At 56.7% G+C, this 14,879-nt stretch carries 13 protein-coding genes; 6 read left to right on the top strand and 7 right to left on the bottom strand.

Annotated elements, in window-relative coordinates; genetic code table 11:
* Nucleotides 1-138 precede the first annotated feature (138 nt).
* Nucleotides 139-1,581 carry a MocR-like pyridoxine biosynthesis transcription factor PdxR gene (gene pdxR / locus RGB73_RS25960; RefSeq protein WP_310765990.1) on the top strand — a complete coding sequence of 481 codons (1,443 nt, stop codon included), beginning with the start codon at nt 139-141 and terminating at the stop codon, nt 1,579-1,581.
* Nucleotides 1,582-1,635: 54 nt separating this feature from the next.
* Here the strand turns inward: pdxR and RGB73_RS25955 are convergent, their stop codons facing one another.
* From RGB73_RS25955 to RGB73_RS25925, 7 genes are all read right to left on the bottom strand, one after another.
* Complete coding sequence (locus tag RGB73_RS25955) at nt 1,636-1,968, bottom strand: spore coat protein (RefSeq protein WP_310765988.1); 333 nt, start codon at nt 1,966-1,968, stop codon at nt 1,636-1,638.
* Nucleotides 1,969-1,981: 13 nt separating this feature from the next.
* Complete coding sequence (locus tag RGB73_RS25950; RefSeq protein ID WP_310765986.1) at nt 1,982-2,299, bottom strand: ferritin-like domain-containing protein; 318 nt, start codon at nt 2,297-2,299, stop codon at nt 1,982-1,984.
* A 107-nt stretch (nt 2,300-2,406) separates the two neighbouring features.
* A complete protein-coding gene (locus RGB73_RS25945; protein ID WP_310765984.1) occupies nt 2,407-3,231 on the bottom strand; it encodes a hypothetical protein in 825 nt (274 codons plus the stop codon).
* 60 nt (nt 3,232-3,291) lie between these two features.
* Complete coding sequence (gene proC, locus RGB73_RS25940; RefSeq protein WP_310765983.1) at nt 3,292-4,134, bottom strand: pyrroline-5-carboxylate reductase; 843 nt, start codon at nt 4,132-4,134, stop codon at nt 3,292-3,294.
* 21 nt (nt 4,135-4,155) lie between these two features.
* The gene (locus tag RGB73_RS25935) at nt 4,156-5,424 is read right to left on the bottom strand and encodes a glutamate-5-semialdehyde dehydrogenase (protein ID WP_310765981.1); all 1,269 of its coding nucleotides are present in this window, start codon (nt 5,422-5,424) and stop codon (nt 4,156-4,158) included.
* 43 nt (nt 5,425-5,467) lie between these two features.
* On the bottom strand, nt 5,468-6,568 hold the full coding sequence (gene proB / locus RGB73_RS25930) for a glutamate 5-kinase (protein WP_310765979.1): 1,101 nt from the start codon (nt 6,566-6,568) through the stop codon (nt 5,468-5,470).
* Between the two features lie 356 nt (nt 6,569-6,924).
* The gene (locus tag RGB73_RS25925) at nt 6,925-7,527 is read right to left on the bottom strand and encodes a DL-endopeptidase inhibitor IseA family protein (RefSeq protein ID WP_310765977.1); all 603 of its coding nucleotides are present in this window, start codon (nt 7,525-7,527) and stop codon (nt 6,925-6,927) included.
* Nucleotides 7,528-7,728: 201 nt separating this feature from the next.
* Here RGB73_RS25925 and RGB73_RS25920 point away from each other — a divergent pair, with 201 nt between their 5' ends.
* The 5 genes from RGB73_RS25920 to RGB73_RS25900 all read left to right on the top strand — a co-directional run bounded on the left by RGB73_RS25920 (nt 7,729) and on the right by RGB73_RS25900 (nt 14,831).
* Nucleotides 7,729-8,145, top strand: a complete 417-nt coding sequence (locus RGB73_RS25920) for a hypothetical protein (RefSeq protein ID WP_310765975.1) — start codon at nt 7,729-7,731, stop codon at nt 8,143-8,145.
* 152 nt (nt 8,146-8,297) lie between these two features.
* Nucleotides 8,298-9,023, top strand: coding sequence for an ABC transporter ATP-binding protein (locus tag RGB73_RS25915; RefSeq protein ID WP_310765973.1), 726 nt, complete (start codon nt 8,298-8,300; stop codon nt 9,021-9,023).
* Nucleotides 9,016-10,680 (top strand): putative ABC transporter permease subunit, encoded by a 1,665-nt coding sequence (locus RGB73_RS25910; RefSeq protein WP_310765972.1) that lies wholly within the window; start codon nt 9,016-9,018, stop codon nt 10,678-10,680. Before RGB73_RS25915 ends, RGB73_RS25910 begins: the two co-directional genes overlap by 8 nt.
* Nucleotides 10,681-10,997: 317 nt before the next feature.
* Nucleotides 10,998-12,110, top strand: a complete 1,113-nt coding sequence (locus RGB73_RS25905) for an S-layer homology domain-containing protein (protein WP_310765970.1) — start codon at nt 10,998-11,000, stop codon at nt 12,108-12,110.
* A gap of 312 nt (nt 12,111-12,422) precedes the next feature.
* Complete coding sequence (locus RGB73_RS25900) at nt 12,423-14,831, top strand: 3-hydroxyacyl-CoA dehydrogenase/enoyl-CoA hydratase family protein (protein ID WP_310765968.1); 2,409 nt, start codon at nt 12,423-12,425, stop codon at nt 14,829-14,831.
* The last annotated feature ends 48 nt before the right edge of the window (nt 14,832-14,879 follow it).

Genomic DNA, 14,879 nt, shown 5'->3' with positions numbered 1-14,879 from the left:
GGTTCCTCCTTTGATCGCGGCTGTCGCCGGTCGTTCCCGTCCATTATGGACGGAAGCAAAGGTATCTGTCTCCAGCCAATTGGTTTGCCTTGTGCCCAACCAATTTGTAGAATGGAACCATCAGAAGGGGGGACTAGAATGCTCACGGTCGATTGGAAACCGGATAAGCAGGCGGACATCCCTGTGTATTTGCAAATTGTCGCGTACATCAAAGGAAAAATCGAAGCGGGGGAGTGGCCCCTGCGCAGCACGCTTCCGACCCAGCGAGCGCTCGCGCAGGCGTTTGAAGTGAACCGCAGCACGGTGGTCACAGCGCTGGAGGAGCTGAAGGCGGAAGGGTTGATCGAGTCGACGGTGGGCAGCGGCACGATAGTGAGCAACAACACGTGGTCGCTGCTGCAGCCGGCATCGCCGCCGGATTGGCTCGGTTATGTGGAGGCCGGGGTGCATCCCCCCAACACGCCGATTATCCAGGACATCAACCGGTACGAGCCCGACCCGAGCTACATCCGCCTGGGCACGGGAGAGCTGTCTCCCCGGCTGCTGCCGACGAGGCAGATGGAGTCCATCCTGGCCGGACTGGGCGGCAAGATGACCCACCTCGGATACGCCGAACCCAAAGGGCTGCTGCCGCTGCGCGAGGAAATCAGCCGGTATCTGGGGACCAGGGGGATCGAGGCATCCCCTGCGTCCATCCTTGTCGTCTCGGGGGCGCTCCAGGCGCTTCAGCTCATTTCACTCGGCATCCTGAGGCGCGGCTCCACGATTCTGTTGGAGCAGCCGTCCTACCTGTTTTCGCTGCCGCTTTTTCAGTCATCCGGAATGCGAATGGTCGGAGTGGCGATGGATCGGGAGGGGATTCGCCCCGATGCGCTGGAAAGGCAAAAGCTCGCACAAGGCGCGGCTCTGCTCTATACCATTCCTTCCTACCACAACCCGACGGGAATTCTCATGTCGGAAGACAGACGGCAGCAGGTGCTGGAGGTGTGCGCACGCGAGCGGCTGCCGATTTTGGAAGACGACGTATACGGAGAGCTGTGGTTTGACGAGCCGGGCCCGCTCCCGCTCAAATCGCGCGATCGAGGAGGTCAGGTGCTCTATTTGGGGAGCTTGTCCAAGACGCTCTCTCCGGGGCTGCGCATCGGCTGGATCGTCGGGCCTCAGCCGGTCATCGAGCGGCTTGCGGATGTGAAAATGCAGACGGATTACGGTGCCAGCAGCCTGTCTCAGCTGGTAGCGGCAGAATGGCTGGCTTCGGGGATGTACAGCGAGCACGTGCGGGAGGTGAGGCATGCGCTCAAAAAGCGGAGAGATCTCGTCGTCCGATTGCTCTCCCGCTGGTTCGGAGACCTCGCCGAATGGGAAGTTCCTTCCGGAGGGTTTTACATCTGGCTGCGATTGCGCCGGGCCGTCTCCATGCGATCGCTGTTTTCCAAGGCGCTCGCAGAGGGGATTTTGCTCAATCCCGGCTATGTCTACGACCGGTCCGACAGCCAGCATCTCAGGCTGTCTTACGCCTACGCGGACGAAGACAAGCTGGAGCAGGCGCTGCATTCTTTGGCGCGGCTGCTCTCGACATGAAAAAGGGACATCCGGCAAGAGTGGCGGATGTCCCTTTTTGTTCCCGACAGCCTGTCAATGATAAGGAAACTGGGTCGAGTAGCCGCTGAACTGCTGGTGCGCCTGCTGCAGCTGTTGCTGCTGGGCTGCCTCCAGCTTGTACCAGCCTTTGCGAAACATCAGGTCGTACGCTTCCCGCGCGCTCTGGTGAGTCTCGTTCAGCATTTGCAAAAAATCTTGGTGCAGCTGCTGGTGGCTCGCTTCGCGCACGGCGATGTTGAGACTGTCTGTCAAATATTTGCAGGTAGCCAGACAATCGTTCAGGTAGTCGCGGTCGTTCATCTGCGGACCTTTTACCTGAGGCAGCTGACCCGACTGCGGATTGGCGATCTGGTTTTGGTTTGGCATCCGGCTTCCTCCCTTACTGCATTTGTTGTTGCTGCTGCTGTTGTTGCCCGGATTGGACCTGCGGAATGGCGCTCATCGCCGCCGTATTGTTGTTTTGCAAATGGGTGAGCAGCTTTTGGTAATGCTGCTGATGCATGCGTCCCGTTTTTTCCAGACATTGCTTCACTTCCGGATCGGTTGCTTGCTGGGCGAACGCGTGCAGCTTTTTAAACGCGATGAGCTCCCATGACATCGCGTCCTTCAAGTAGCTAAGGTCCTTGGTGGTGATGACGCGTGGCGGCTCGGGAATCGGTACTTGCATCGTAGGCGCGGAAGGCATGATGGTTGGCATCAGACTGCTCCTTTCATAGGGAGGATACACGTATAGGATGGTCCTTCGCCGAAGCCCTAACCCTGTGGATTACAGGGAAAGAAAAAGATCCGGCCGAGGGGGCCGGATCAAACGGGTTTCGCCGCAGTGACGAATTGCAGCGAGGCAATTTTGATGTCAATACTGGCGGGAGCGATATTGAGGCAGTAGCTGGTTTCCTTGTAAAGCGCCTGCTGGATGTCCTGGGCAAGCATAGGAATTTCAGTACCGAACGGCACAGCCAGAGCAAGCGTTACCTGCAGCCTCGGCAGATCTTCGAAGGTGTACTCTGTTTTCAGAATCTGACTGACTTCGGGAAAATGACGGCAGGTCGCTTCTACGATTTTGCGCAGCACCTGGGGGTGGATCACGATGCGTCCACCGCTGAAAGGAGGGTGCACGACTGTCGTCTCTCCGATGACTTCCTTTTTGGGGGAAAAGATCTGCTGGGCGGAGGCTACCAGCCGCTGCAGGAAATCTTTTTCCACCTCCACTCGCGGGATCGGGATGACGTGCTTGCCCATGGTTTCCCGGACGTAGCGGGCCGCTTCGATCTCTTGGGGAGGCTTGATGGATTCGATCGGAATGTACTCGACAGGCGTTGTCAGGCCGAGTGCTTCGACGATTCGCCCGATCATCCTCCGCGACGTCCCCAGGACGAGGATGCGCCCGGGCTGAAATTGGTCAATGGCCCGGCGAACATCGGTGGCGTGCTCGGGATAGTGAAAGATCGCCCGCTTGACTGCCTGGATTTTCGTTTTCTCGTACTTGGCGGAGGTTCCGGCAACCTTGCGTCCTTGGTAGATGAGGATCCCATCGTCGATGATGGCGTCAATGTTCATGCGATGTGCCAGTTCCAGGGCGCTTGAGCTTTTTCCTGTTCCGCTCGTGCCGTATAGTGCGTAGATTTCCATAGGAACCTCCTTCGGGGATGCTGTCTCCCCAGTATACATGACAGGCAGCAGCACCAAAAGCTACCGGTACTCCGCGCCCATCTCCCGGGAACGCTCGGTGGCGCGCAAGATCGCGGAAGTAACGGCTTCCTTGAACTGGTAGGCTTCCAGCACTTCCAGTCCGGCCTGTGTCGTTCCTCCGGGGCTGGTGACCTTTTTGCGCAGCAGGGCAGGCTCTTCCCGGGTGTCCCGCAGCATGGTAGCCGCACCGATCACGGTCTGCAGGGTAAGCTGGCGTGCCATTTCCCGGTCCAGACCGGCAGTAGTCCCTGCGCCCATCATGGCTTCGACAAGGTAATAAATGTAGGCGGGGCCGCTGCCGGACAACCCTGTGACGATGTCGAGCTCTTCCTCTGCGACGGTGTACACCGTTCCGATCGCTTCAAACAGGCTAGTCGCGAGCTTTAGCTGCTCTTCGGTTACGGAAGGATTGGCAGCCAGTCCCGTAGCCGACAGGCCGACAGCCGACGAGGTGTTGGGCATGGTCCGGATGATGGGGCAATTGACGCCAAGCCACTCGCCGATCAAGGTAGTGGAGACGCCCGCAATGACGGAGATGATCAATTGCCCGGGGGTTACGACCCCTGCAAGCTCTCTCAGACCTTCCCCGGCATCCTTTGGCTTCATGGCCAGAATCAGGATATCCGCCGACCGGGCGACCTCCATTTTGTCATGAGTGGTGTGAATTCCATACGTTTGCGAGAGCTGGTCGAGTCGTTCCGTGTTGCTGCGATTGGTTACACAGATCCGGTCTGGCGAGACCAGGCCTTCTTTCAGAATCCCTGACAGCATGGCTTCGACGATCGAGCCGGCACCGAGAAAGCCGATCCGTCCCTCGATGGAACAAGCTTTTTGGTCGTTCATGGTTGATCCCCTCCTGTTGGACTATCTGGTTTGTCCGGTGCCGTGTACGACGTATTTATAAGAAGTAAGCGCAGGCAAACCCATCGGGCCGCGCGCGTGAAGCTTTTGGGTGCTGATGCCGATCTCCGCTCCGAATCCGAATTCGCCGCCATCGGTAAAGCGGGTGGACGCATTGTGATAAACCGTTGTGGCATCGACTGCGGCCAGGAATCGCTCTGCCGCCTCGAGGTCTTCGGTGACAATCGCTTCGGAGTGCCCGGTGCTGTGGCGCTGGATGTGCTCCAGTGCGTCGGTCAAGCTGTCCACGGTGCGTACGGCCATGATGAGGGCGGAGTATTCTATATCCCAATCCGCATCCGAAGCGTCCTTGAGCTGGTCGGCCAGATCAGGGTGAAGGGCTTTGGTCTGTTCGCAGGCGCGCAGCTCCACGCCGGCACTGAGCAGGCTTTTGAGCAGTGCGTGCTGATGCGTCAGCGGCCAGTCGCGGTGCACCAGCAAGGTTTCGGCAGCATTGCAGACGGCGGGACGGCTGGTTTTCGCATTGAGGACGATCGCTTCGGCCATGCCGTACGCCGCTTGGCTGTCGATGAAGAGATGGCAGTTGCCCACGCCAGTTTCCAGCACGGGTACGCTCGACTGCTTGAGGACCCGCTGGATCAGGCCGGCTCCGCCGCGCGGAATGATGACATCGATCAGACCGTTGGCTGTGCAGAGAACATCCACGGATTCATGCTCGGCGTACGGCAGGTACTGCACGGCATCGCTTGGCAGACCCGCCGCAGACAACGCATGGCGGATGCTTCCGGCCAAGGCGAGATTGCTGTGCACGGCGCTGTGACTTCCACGCAGCACGATGCTGTTTCCCGTTTTCAGGGCGATCGCGGCGGCGTCGACCGTGACGTTGGGACGGGCTTCATATACCATGCCGATCACGCCGAGAGGGACGCGAACTTGCTTGATGGCAAGGCCATTCGGACGCGTCCAGCTTTCCATGACCTGACCGACCGGATCTTCCTGGCTCGCAAGCTGGTGCAATCCGTCTACCAGATCGCGAATGCGCGCAGGAGTCAGTCGGAGCCGATCGAGATAAGAGGCAGGCTGGCCATCGGCTTCCGCACGGCTCAGATCTTGTTCATTCGCCGCCAAAATCGCGGCTTCATCGGCTATGAGCTGATCGGCGATGGCGAACAGCGCCTTGTCTTTCTCGTCCCGGCTGCGCAAAGCCATTTGGCGCGAAGCCTGTTTTGCCAGCATGATCTGTTCGAGCACTTTCGTTTTCAAGCTTTCCATGATTTCCCCAGCTCCTTTATTCTCTCTATTTTGACAGGCAAACCTAAATCGTCTGTGTCCATTGGTCGCGATGGATGACAGTGCCGCTGCGCCGCGTCCTAGCGGCAGGGGACAAAAGCTCCAGGAGCTCTTCTGCCCCGTACCGGCTGACACCCCGGCCGATCAACGCTCCGTCGCAATACACTTCGATTACTTCGTTGGGGTCAAAGCTTCCGGATACGTCCCGCACTCCGGCGAGCAAAAGGCTGCTGCGCTTCTTCAAAATGGCTTCCGCAGCTCCTCCGTCTATGGTGATGGACCCGCGGATGGGGGAGTGCAGGGCGATCCACTGTTTCCGCGTAGGAAGACCGCCCGATGCGGGGGCTTCCGGATGATAGCTCACATACGTACCGTTTCCATGCCCGTTTAAAACGTCGAGAAGCTCTGCCGGCTGATTCAGCTTTCCGATAAAAGTCGGAATTCCCAGCCCTTGCGCGGTCTTGGCGGCGATCAGCTTGGAGCGCATGCCGCCTGTGCCCAGCTGGGAGGCACCGCCCGCAAGCGCTTCGACCTCCTCGGTAATGTCCTGCAGCCAGGAAATGCGTTTGGCGTCCGGATTGCTTCTCGGATCCTTGTCGTATAATCCGTCGGTATCGGTCAGGATCATGTACAGGTCGGCGTGCACCAAGCCTGCAACCAAGGCCCCAAGCATGTCGTTGTCGCCAAACGTCAGCTCGGCCACGGAAACGGTGTCGTTTTCGTTGATAATTGGCAAGATGTTTTTATCCAGCAGCAGCGATAGGGTTTGGAAAGCGTGCTGATACCGCTCGCGATGGGAAAAGTCGCTCCGGGTCAAGAGAATTTGCGCCACGCTGGAGCGATGGGCGGCAAACATTTGCGTGTACATTTGCATCAGCAGGCTCTGCCCGATGGCCGCGGCGGCTTGCTTCGCGGCCAATGTGCGCGGACGCTGCTGGTAGCCGAGGCTCTGATAGCCGCTGGCGACAGCTCCGGAAGAGACCAGCACCACCTGATGCCCCGCTTCCCGAAGCCGGCCCACAGCCGATACGAGCAAGGCCATTTTGTCACGATCGACGCCGCCGCCCGCCGCAGCAAGCGAGCTGCTGCCCACTTTTACGACCAACCGCATTTTGCCCTTTTTCATGTTTGTTCCTCCTGGTTCCAGACAATATAAAAAGCCCTTTCGTCTCTTTGAATAAGGACGAAAGGGCATACGACCTCCGCGGTACCACCTTACTTGACGTCTGGACACAGAGCGGTCGATGCTCTTGCCCGGGACATCCGGCTCTCTTTCTTGGATAACAGGTGAAAGAAACCTGTCCAGGTCATCCCTGGATGCTCTGGGGTGGGTTCGAACCGATTCATGGGTGAAACCTCTCAGCCGGTGGATTTCACTCTCTGGACCCGAAGGGCGGTTGTACTGTTCCCCGTCATTGCCGATCACGATGTGCTTATTTAATTCACTATTATTCTCCTGTCGACTGAGAAATGTCAAGAGGCTTATTGAAATTGCTCGTTGCCATAAGCGCCCAATCTTGATTTGATTTCAAACCGCTTCGTCTTGGCGTCGCGAACGAGCTGGTAGCGGAGGGTGCGGTCGGTGGAAAAGGCGGGGGTCGTCGCATCCTCTACCGTCACGCGAAGTTCTCCGTTTGTTTTTTGAACCGTGGTATTACGGGTGGATATCAAAACGGGGTAGTCGTTCTTCGGAAAGGAAACGTACACCTTGTCCTTCACGACCTTGGTCGACATGTTGTCGTACATGGCTTCTGCCAACGGTCTGCTCCAGAAGCGGGAGAAGAAGCGGACGATTTTGTCCTTGCTGTCAAACCGCTTGGGCATCTCCCGGTAGGCCAGTCCATCCTCGTAGATCGTCTTTCCTTTGGCGTTGTCTGCCGCCGCGAAGTACACCTCTTCCAACACGTGCTCAGCCCGGTTCAGAAAGAGAACGACGTCCGTTTTGTTTTCCCCCAGCTTCTGGATGGCGGATTGCTTGGGCGGTTTGTTTTGCGTCTTTGCCTTGTGTTCTTTGGACGGCGTATTGCATCCGGAGAGAAGCAGGAGAAAGGAGAGGAGAAGGATCCTGAATGTCCAGCTGTTCAATTGTCTGCACCCTTTCCATAACCATGCTTTCCCGTTAGCGTGTGTGGGTTGAAAGACGGATAGCCGAGTTAACATTTTCCTTGGAAAAACATTTGCAGGCAGGAGTGGCAAAAGGAAACAGGAAGGGGGTTGTCTCTGTCCCCGATTATGTCTATCATGGAGAGAGCTATGCAGAACGAAACAATTTGAGGTGGAAGATACATGTTTGGATTTGGAAAAAAGGCGAAGAAGCCGAACGGAATCGACGTTTTGATTATCAAGGCGGAAGAAGCGAAAAACCGCAGCTTTTACCAAGTGGCCTTTCCCAGCTCGGTGGCAAACGACGTCTTGTCGATGCTGAAGAAGTTGGAAAAGTCCAAGTTGAACAAACAGGAGCTGCTCGGGGAAATCGGCGGCTTTCGCATTTTGACTCATTTGGAAGCACTGACTGGCTTCGACATTCACGACGATGCCGATATGGAGGCGCATCCGGTGGAAATTCAGGATTTTGCGAATATGCTGCTGCGCCGTTTGGAATCCTTGGAGGAAAGCGGAAAGCTGGACGACTCCGAAGACTTCGCATTCATCATGGGCGAGTTGACCATGCTGCGCGACGGCAGCTTTGTGCCGCAATCCTGAGGGCAAGCTGCGATCAAAAAAGTACGGACAAGAGCTGGGGGGAAACCGACAGCTCTCTTTTTTTAGGCAAAACCGCAACCTTTGGAAGCCTGTAGCCGTATAGGTAAATAGTCAATTGGCAGCATAAGGAAAAAACCGACAGGAGGACCTCCATGATTGAACTGCGAGGCGTAACCAAAAGCTACAACGGTACGACCAAGGCTGTCGACCAATTGAGTCTGACGGTTCCAAGAGGCGAAATCTTCGGGTTTCTGGGACCCAATGGAGCAGGAAAAACCACCACGATCAAAATGATCACCGGAATCATCCGGCCGGACGCGGGAGAAATCCTCATCAATGGCAAAAATATTGCCACCGAAACGTTGACAGCCAAGCGTCAGTTCGGGTATGTGCCGGACAGCCCCGATCTGTTTTTGCGATTAAAAGGACTCGAGTACCTCGCATTCATGGCCGACATGTACGAAGTCCCCGAGAACGTGCGCCAGGAGAGAATTGAGCATTTGGCAGGGCGCTTCGACATGGAGGAGGCGCTGGGTGACCCGATCCAGAGCTACTCGCACGGGATGCGGCAAAAAATCGTGATCATGGGCGTACTCATCCACCAACCGGAAGTATGGATCCTGGATGAACCGCTGACCGGACTCGATCCGAAATCTTCGTTTACGCTGAAAGAAATGATGCGGGAGCACGCGAACAGCGGCAGGACCGTATTCTTTTCTACGCATGTGCTCGAAGTGGCGGAAAAGCTGTGCGACCGGGTGGCGATCATCAGCAAGGGAAACTTGCTGTTTTGCGGCACGTTCCCGGAAATGCAGCAGCATTTTCAGTCCAATCATTCGCTCGAGAGCTTGTTCCTGGAGCTGACCGACCATGAGTAAAGTGTGGCTGCTGTCCAAAATCATGCTGAAGAACGCGGGGCCGGCGTGGAGCGCGAAAAAGGGAGGCGGCTGGAAGAGCCTGCTGCTACTCTTGGCTGTCGGACTGGGTATCATTCCGCTCATTCTGGCGATGGTGGCCGTCACAGCGGGGCTATACGACGGGCTGGCACAGGTCGGCCAGGAGAGCGCCTTGCTCGGGATCGCTGTGGCGGGGGCGTCATTGGCCATTTTCGTATTGGGCATCGTCTATGTACTGTCGGTCTTTTACTATTCCCAGGATGTCGAGCATCTGCTTCCTTTGCCGCTTTCGCCGGTGCACATTCTCGGCGCCAAATTTCTCGTAGCGTTGTACTACGAATATTTGACGCTGCTTGTCCTCATCGGTCCGATTCTGATCACGTTCGGGGTCAAAAGCGGGGGAGGCGTTCTCTACTATCTCGTTGGCTTGCTCGTTTTTCTCGCGCTTCCGATCATCCCTCTCACGCTGTCTTCGCTGGTTGTCATGCTGTTCATGCGCTTCACCAGCTTCGGCAAAAGCAAGGACCGTTTCCGACTCATCGGCGGGGTGCTCGCGATTGGCATCGCCATTGGCTTTCAGGCATTTATTCAGCGCCAAAGCAGCGGGGCTGGCAACGGCCTCGAGCAGTTCCAGCAGATGATCCAGACGGAGCAAGGACTTCTCGGGATCGTCACCAAGATGTTTCCCGCGAGCAAGCTGGCCGCTCTCGCCATGTTTGAGAGCGGAGCCTTGAGCGGGCTCGGCTGCCTGTTTGCTTTCTATGCAGCGGCTGCCGTCGCCCTCGCCGTCTTTTTGATTGCCGGCGATCGCCTGTACTTTGCCGGCGTCATGGGCATCAGCGAATCCCGCTCCTCTCGAAAAAGGGTCGAACAGGGGGCCATCCGCAAAGGGCTTCGTTCCCGCCCAGGATGGTTGGCATACGCCCAAAAGGAATGGAAAATCCTTTGGAGAACGCCCGCGTATTTCATGAATTGCGTCCTTTCCAGCATCCTCCTGCCTCTGTTCGGAATGATTCCGCTGCTCAGCCGCAGGGACAGCGGGGAAATGCTGGCGGCGCTGAGCTCGTGGATGCAAGGCGGCCAGGCAGGCGGAATCAGCCTGGCCGTGGGAGTAGCGATGATCGCGATCATGACCGGCTCCAACAGCACATCCGTGACGGCGATCACCCGGGAAGGACAAGGCTTTTCCATGCTCAAGACCTTCCCCCTCTCTCCGGGGCAGATAATCATGGCCAAGCTCGTGCCCGGCACCGTACTTAGCCTGTTCAGCATGGCTCTGCTGCTGGCAGAAGGCGTCTGGCTGCTCACGCTGTCGCCGTCCTTCGTCCTTCTCACCTGTCTGGTGGGGGTGCCCGCGATTCTCTTGATCAATCTGCTCGGCATCCTCGTGGATTTGCAGATGCCTAAGCTGGTGTGGGGTTCTGAGCAAGAAGCCGTCAAACAAAACCTGAATCCGCTGTTTTCGCTGCTGTTCGGGCTGTTGGCAGGGGGGATTTGCGTCTTGCTCGCGTTTTCGCTGGGCTTCTCGATGGCCGGGTTGGCGGCCCTGCTGTTCGTCCTGTTTGCCCTCGCGGATTGGATCTTGTACCGCGTTTTGCGCCACAGGGGACCGGAATGGCTGAGCAAGATCGAAAGCTGAATAAACACGGTGTTTCCAGCCGTCCACGCTCCAGGTGGACGGCTTTTTTGTACGGATCGGAAATGATAAAATTCCTATCCGGAATAAGGGCAATCGCGGCTCCGCCAAAAGGAATAAAACAGCTAAACAACAGCCTTGTGACACCCGATACATATAGGGGAGCTTTCTTGAAAATCGCCATCATTACGATATGAATGGCATCGGCAGGAAAATATTCGGACAAAAAGGATGGTATTGGAAGTTCATATTTGGGAGAATGAAGGGAATAGACTAAAGATGACGAGGAAGACAATGGACGGAAAGGAGAAAGAATGGTCATGATGAAACGTGTGGCAATCGTTTTTCTGATGGCATTGCTGCTCGTGCAGGGCATCTTTGCCGGAAAGGCGGGTGCGGCAAGCTCATTCACAGACATCAAGGGCCACTGGGCACAGCAGCAAATTAGCGAATTAGCGAGCCTGGGCATTATCAAGGATAACGGGAAGCATCTGTTCTACCCGCAGAGCCCCATTACGCGAGGGGAAGCGCTGGCGATGCTGAACCGCGTATTCGAGCATGTGTACGGGCCGGTTGCCAAGCCGCTGCGAAAAAACAACCTCGATTACCGCTATCCATCCCGTTGGGAGATCGAACAGCTGTTGACCAACATGAAGGCGATGCTGCAAATTGAAACAGGGGTGCCGATCGACTACGATCCCGGCGACCGCATGCTTTACTACTTGCACATTGCCGAAAGCGGCCAACTGATCAAGAAACCCGAGAAGGAAAATCCGGATTGGTGGCTCTCTTCCCAAGCCTTGCAGCGGGAAATGACGAGAGAAGAAGCAACGATGGTCCTGTTCCATTTGCTCACGCCGCAAATTTACCGGACCGCCAACATCAAACCTCAGGATGCGCCCGCTTTCTTTACGAGCTACTACGAATGGAAGCAGGAAAGCTACTATCGGGATACATATTCGCCTTACGCGACAGCGATCCGGGAGTTCCACCTGTTCTCTTCGCAAACGACCCTGCAGCCCGACAAGCTGATGACGAGAGCCGAATACGCGGTCGTCCTGAAGCGCCTGCTCGATTATTACAGCAAGCAAGTCGGCCTGCAATTCACGGGGAAAGCGGAGCAGTCGCAAAAGGTGGCGACGGCGTTCATACGGGCTGCCAATCTCGCAGGCGAGAAGAAAGACAAAGCCAAAATGCTTTACTATTACACTCAAGGAGCAGTTGCCAGCATGGGCAAGCTTCCCCGCACTCCGCTGACGGACGATCTGGTCAGCGTCACGACGAAAGTGGATGAGACAGACAACCGGAAACTGTGGGCCATCGCAGAGTACAAAACCGGCCTGAACAGCGGATACCGGATCGAATACCGAATGGACCCCGATGCGACGACCCCATTCGGCCGAAAAATCGCCGCAGTCATCTACTCCCAGTAAGAAGAGCGAAAGGACATCCTGTTGCGGATGTCCTTTTTCACCGATTTGCGCTTCGCTGTGATTGCAACTGACAGAATTTTCGATTACAATAAAAATGAACGATGATTCAGTAAGGGACAGCATCTCTGCAGGGCACGCGCGAAAAGAGATGTGCTTTTTTGTCCCAGCGACTGAATGAGTATTCATTCAATCGGGAGCATGAGGATCTGCCGACAGGAATATCCTTGGAAAGGGAGAAGTTATAAGAATACTCTGCCTGTCTGAAAATTGGCTATTTACAAAGCGTCATTTTGTATCGAGGAGGATATGTAGATGGAACGCAAAATTCGCAAGGCGGCCGTCCTGGGCTCAGGTGTGATGGGAGCAGGAATCGCCGCGCATCTGGCCAACGTCGGAATTCCCACTTACTTGCTGGACATCGTACCCCGTGAACTGACCGCGGACGAGAGCAAAAAAGGGCTCACTCTGAACGACTCTCTGGTAAGGAACCGCATCGCACAATCGGGCAAGGACCGGCTGCTGAAGGATAAGCCGACGCCTCTCTACGATAAAAAGAACCTCGAGTTGATCACAGTCGGGAACTTCGAAGATCATTTGTCTCTGCTCTCCGAGGCAGACTGGATCATCGAAGTCGTCGTCGAGAACCTCGAAGTAAAGAAAAGCGTATTCGCTTTGGTGGAAGCCCACCGCAAACCGGGCACGATCATTTCTTCCAACACGTCTGGGGTATCGATCAATGAAATGGCGGAGGGCCGCTCCGACGACTTCCGCAAGCATTTTCTCGGCACGCATTTTTTCAATCCCCCTCGCTACCTGAAGCTGCTGGAAATTATACCGGGCAACGACACGGATCCGGCTGTCGTCGATTTCATGATGCAATTCGGTGAGCAAGTGCTCGGAAAAGGCACAGTGCTGTGCAAGGATACCCCCAACTTCATTGCCAACCGCATCGGTACATACGGTCTCCAGGTCTCCCTGCACGAGCTGGTGCGTCTGGGGATCGGAGTGGATGAGGCTGACGCTCTCACCGGTCCCGTCATCGGACGTCCGAAGAGCGCGACATTCCGTACCCTCGATGTGGTTGGACTGGACACTTACGTACACGTGGCAAACAACGTGAAAAACAAGAGCCGGGATGAGCAGGAGCGAGCGATATTCGAGGTACCGCCGTTCGTGCTGCAGATGGTGGAGAAGCGGTGGATCGGCCAAAAGGCGGGCCAAGGCTTTTTCAAACAGGTACAGACAGCGGGTGGCAAGGAAATCCTGGCGCTCGACATCGCTGCGCTGGAGTACCGGCCGAGCGTCAAGGCGAAATTCCCTTCGCTCGATGCGGCCAAGACGGCGAAATCGCTGCCGGATAAACTGAAGACGCTGGCCTACGGCAAGGACAAGGGCAGCGAATTCGTCTGGACGGTCCTGAAGAAAGTTCTGTTGTACGCGGCGGAAAAGGCGCATGAGATCGCAGAGGACATTGTCGCCGTCGATCGGGCGATGAAGTGGGGCTTTGGCTGGGAGCTCGGTCCGTTCGAGACATGGGATGCCATCGGCGTGGAGAAATCGGTGGCTCGCATGCGCGAGGAGGGAGAGACGATTCCCGCTCTCGTGGAAGAGCTGCTGGCGAGCGGCAAGACCTCTTTCTATGAAAAGAGCGAAGGGCGTACGGCGGCATTCTCCATCGGCGGCGTTTACAAGGGCGTCGAAGAGAAAAAGGAAAAAATCAATCTGGCTGCGCTCAAGGAGCAGGGCAAGCTCGTCCGGAAAAATGCGGGCGCAGCGCTGATCGATCTGGGGGACGGCGTCGCTTGCCTGGAGTTTACCTCTCCCAACAGCGCGCTTGGGCCGGACGTATTGCAGATGGCCAACATCGCCGCGGAAGAAGTGCAAAAAAACTTCCTCGGCCTCGTCATCGGACATCAGGGCAAAAACTTCTGCGTGGGGATGAACCTGGCAATGGCTTTGCTGGAAGCCCAGGATGAAAACTGGCTGGAGCTCGATTTGCTCGTGACCAACTTCCACAAGGCGGCCAGGACGCTGCGCTACATGCACCGGCCCGTCGTGGCGGCGCCATTCGCGATGACGCTGGGCGGCGGTGTGGAAGTGGTCTACCTCGCAGACCGGGTGCAGGCGTCGGCCGAGACGTACCTCGGCCTGGTGGAAGTCGGCGTCGGCCTGTTGCCAGGGGGCGGCGGCACGAAGGAAATGCTGTTTCGCGCGATGGAAAACGTGCCGGAGGGCGGCAGCGTGCCGGTCGATCCGTTCCCGTACGTGGCGCGGGCGTTCGAGACGATCGCGCTTGCCAAAGTATCGACCAGCGGCCAGGATGCGATCAATCTCGGCTACTTGCGCAAGACAGACCGTATCAGCGTCAATCCGGACCATCTGCTCTACGATGCCAAGCAGCTGGTGCTGACGATGGACCGGGAAGGCTATACGCCGCCGGCACCGCGCAAGATTCGCGTCATCGGCGAGACGGGCTACGCCAACCTTCGCCAGAACGTCTATGCGATGAAGAAGAGCGGATATATCACGGATCACGACGAGCTCATCGCGAGCAAGATCGCCTACGTCATGTCGGGCGGCAGTCTGCCTGCGGGTACGGAAGTGACGGAGGATTACATTTTGGAGCTGGAAAAGAAAGCGTTTCTGGAGCTGATCCAAACGCCAAAAACCCAGCAGCGGATGCAGCACATGCTGGCCAAAAACAAGCCTTTGCGCAATTGATTCCGGCAGGGTCCGCAGTTCCACAAGGGAGAAGGAGGCAAAAAAGCG

The sequence above is a fragment of the Brevibacillus brevis genome, from assembly GCF_031583145.1.
GTDB classification, from domain to species: domain Bacteria; phylum Bacillota; class Bacilli; order Brevibacillales; family Brevibacillaceae; genus Brevibacillus; species Brevibacillus brevis_E.
Note: the sequence above shows the minus strand (reverse complement) of the source record. Positions and strands in the feature narration are given on the sequence as shown.

Excerpts from the sequence above, each read along its gene's own strand:
- pdxR (WP_310765990.1), top strand. The coding sequence starts at position 139 with ATGCTCACGGTCGATTGGAAACCGGATAAGCAGGCGGACATCCCTGTG.
- RGB73_RS25955 (WP_310765988.1), bottom strand. The coding sequence starts at position 1,968 with ATGCCAAACCAAAACCAGATCGCCAATCCGCAGTCGGGTCAGCTGCCT.
- RGB73_RS25950 (WP_310765986.1), bottom strand. The coding sequence starts at position 2,299 with ATGCCAACCATCATGCCTTCCGCGCCTACGATGCAAGTACCGATTCCC.
- RGB73_RS25945 (WP_310765984.1), bottom strand. The coding sequence starts at position 3,231 with ATGGAAATCTACGCACTATACGGCACGAGCGGAACAGGAAAAAGCTCA.
- proC (WP_310765983.1), bottom strand. The coding sequence starts at position 4,134 with ATGAACGACCAAAAAGCTTGTTCCATCGAGGGACGGATCGGCTTTCTC.
- RGB73_RS25935 (WP_310765981.1), bottom strand. The coding sequence starts at position 5,424 with ATGGAAAGCTTGAAAACGAAAGTGCTCGAACAGATCATGCTGGCAAAA.
- proB (WP_310765979.1), bottom strand. The coding sequence starts at position 6,568 with ATGAAAAAGGGCAAAATGCGGTTGGTCGTAAAAGTGGGCAGCAGCTCG.
- RGB73_RS25920 (WP_310765975.1), top strand. The coding sequence starts at position 7,729 with ATGTTTGGATTTGGAAAAAAGGCGAAGAAGCCGAACGGAATCGACGTT.
- RGB73_RS25915 (WP_310765973.1), top strand. The coding sequence starts at position 8,298 with ATGATTGAACTGCGAGGCGTAACCAAAAGCTACAACGGTACGACCAAG.
- RGB73_RS25910 (WP_310765972.1), top strand. The coding sequence starts at position 9,016 with ATGAGTAAAGTGTGGCTGCTGTCCAAAATCATGCTGAAGAACGCGGGG.
- RGB73_RS25905 (WP_310765970.1), top strand. The coding sequence starts at position 10,998 with ATGATGAAACGTGTGGCAATCGTTTTTCTGATGGCATTGCTGCTCGTG.
- RGB73_RS25900 (WP_310765968.1), top strand. The coding sequence starts at position 12,423 with ATGGAACGCAAAATTCGCAAGGCGGCCGTCCTGGGCTCAGGTGTGATG.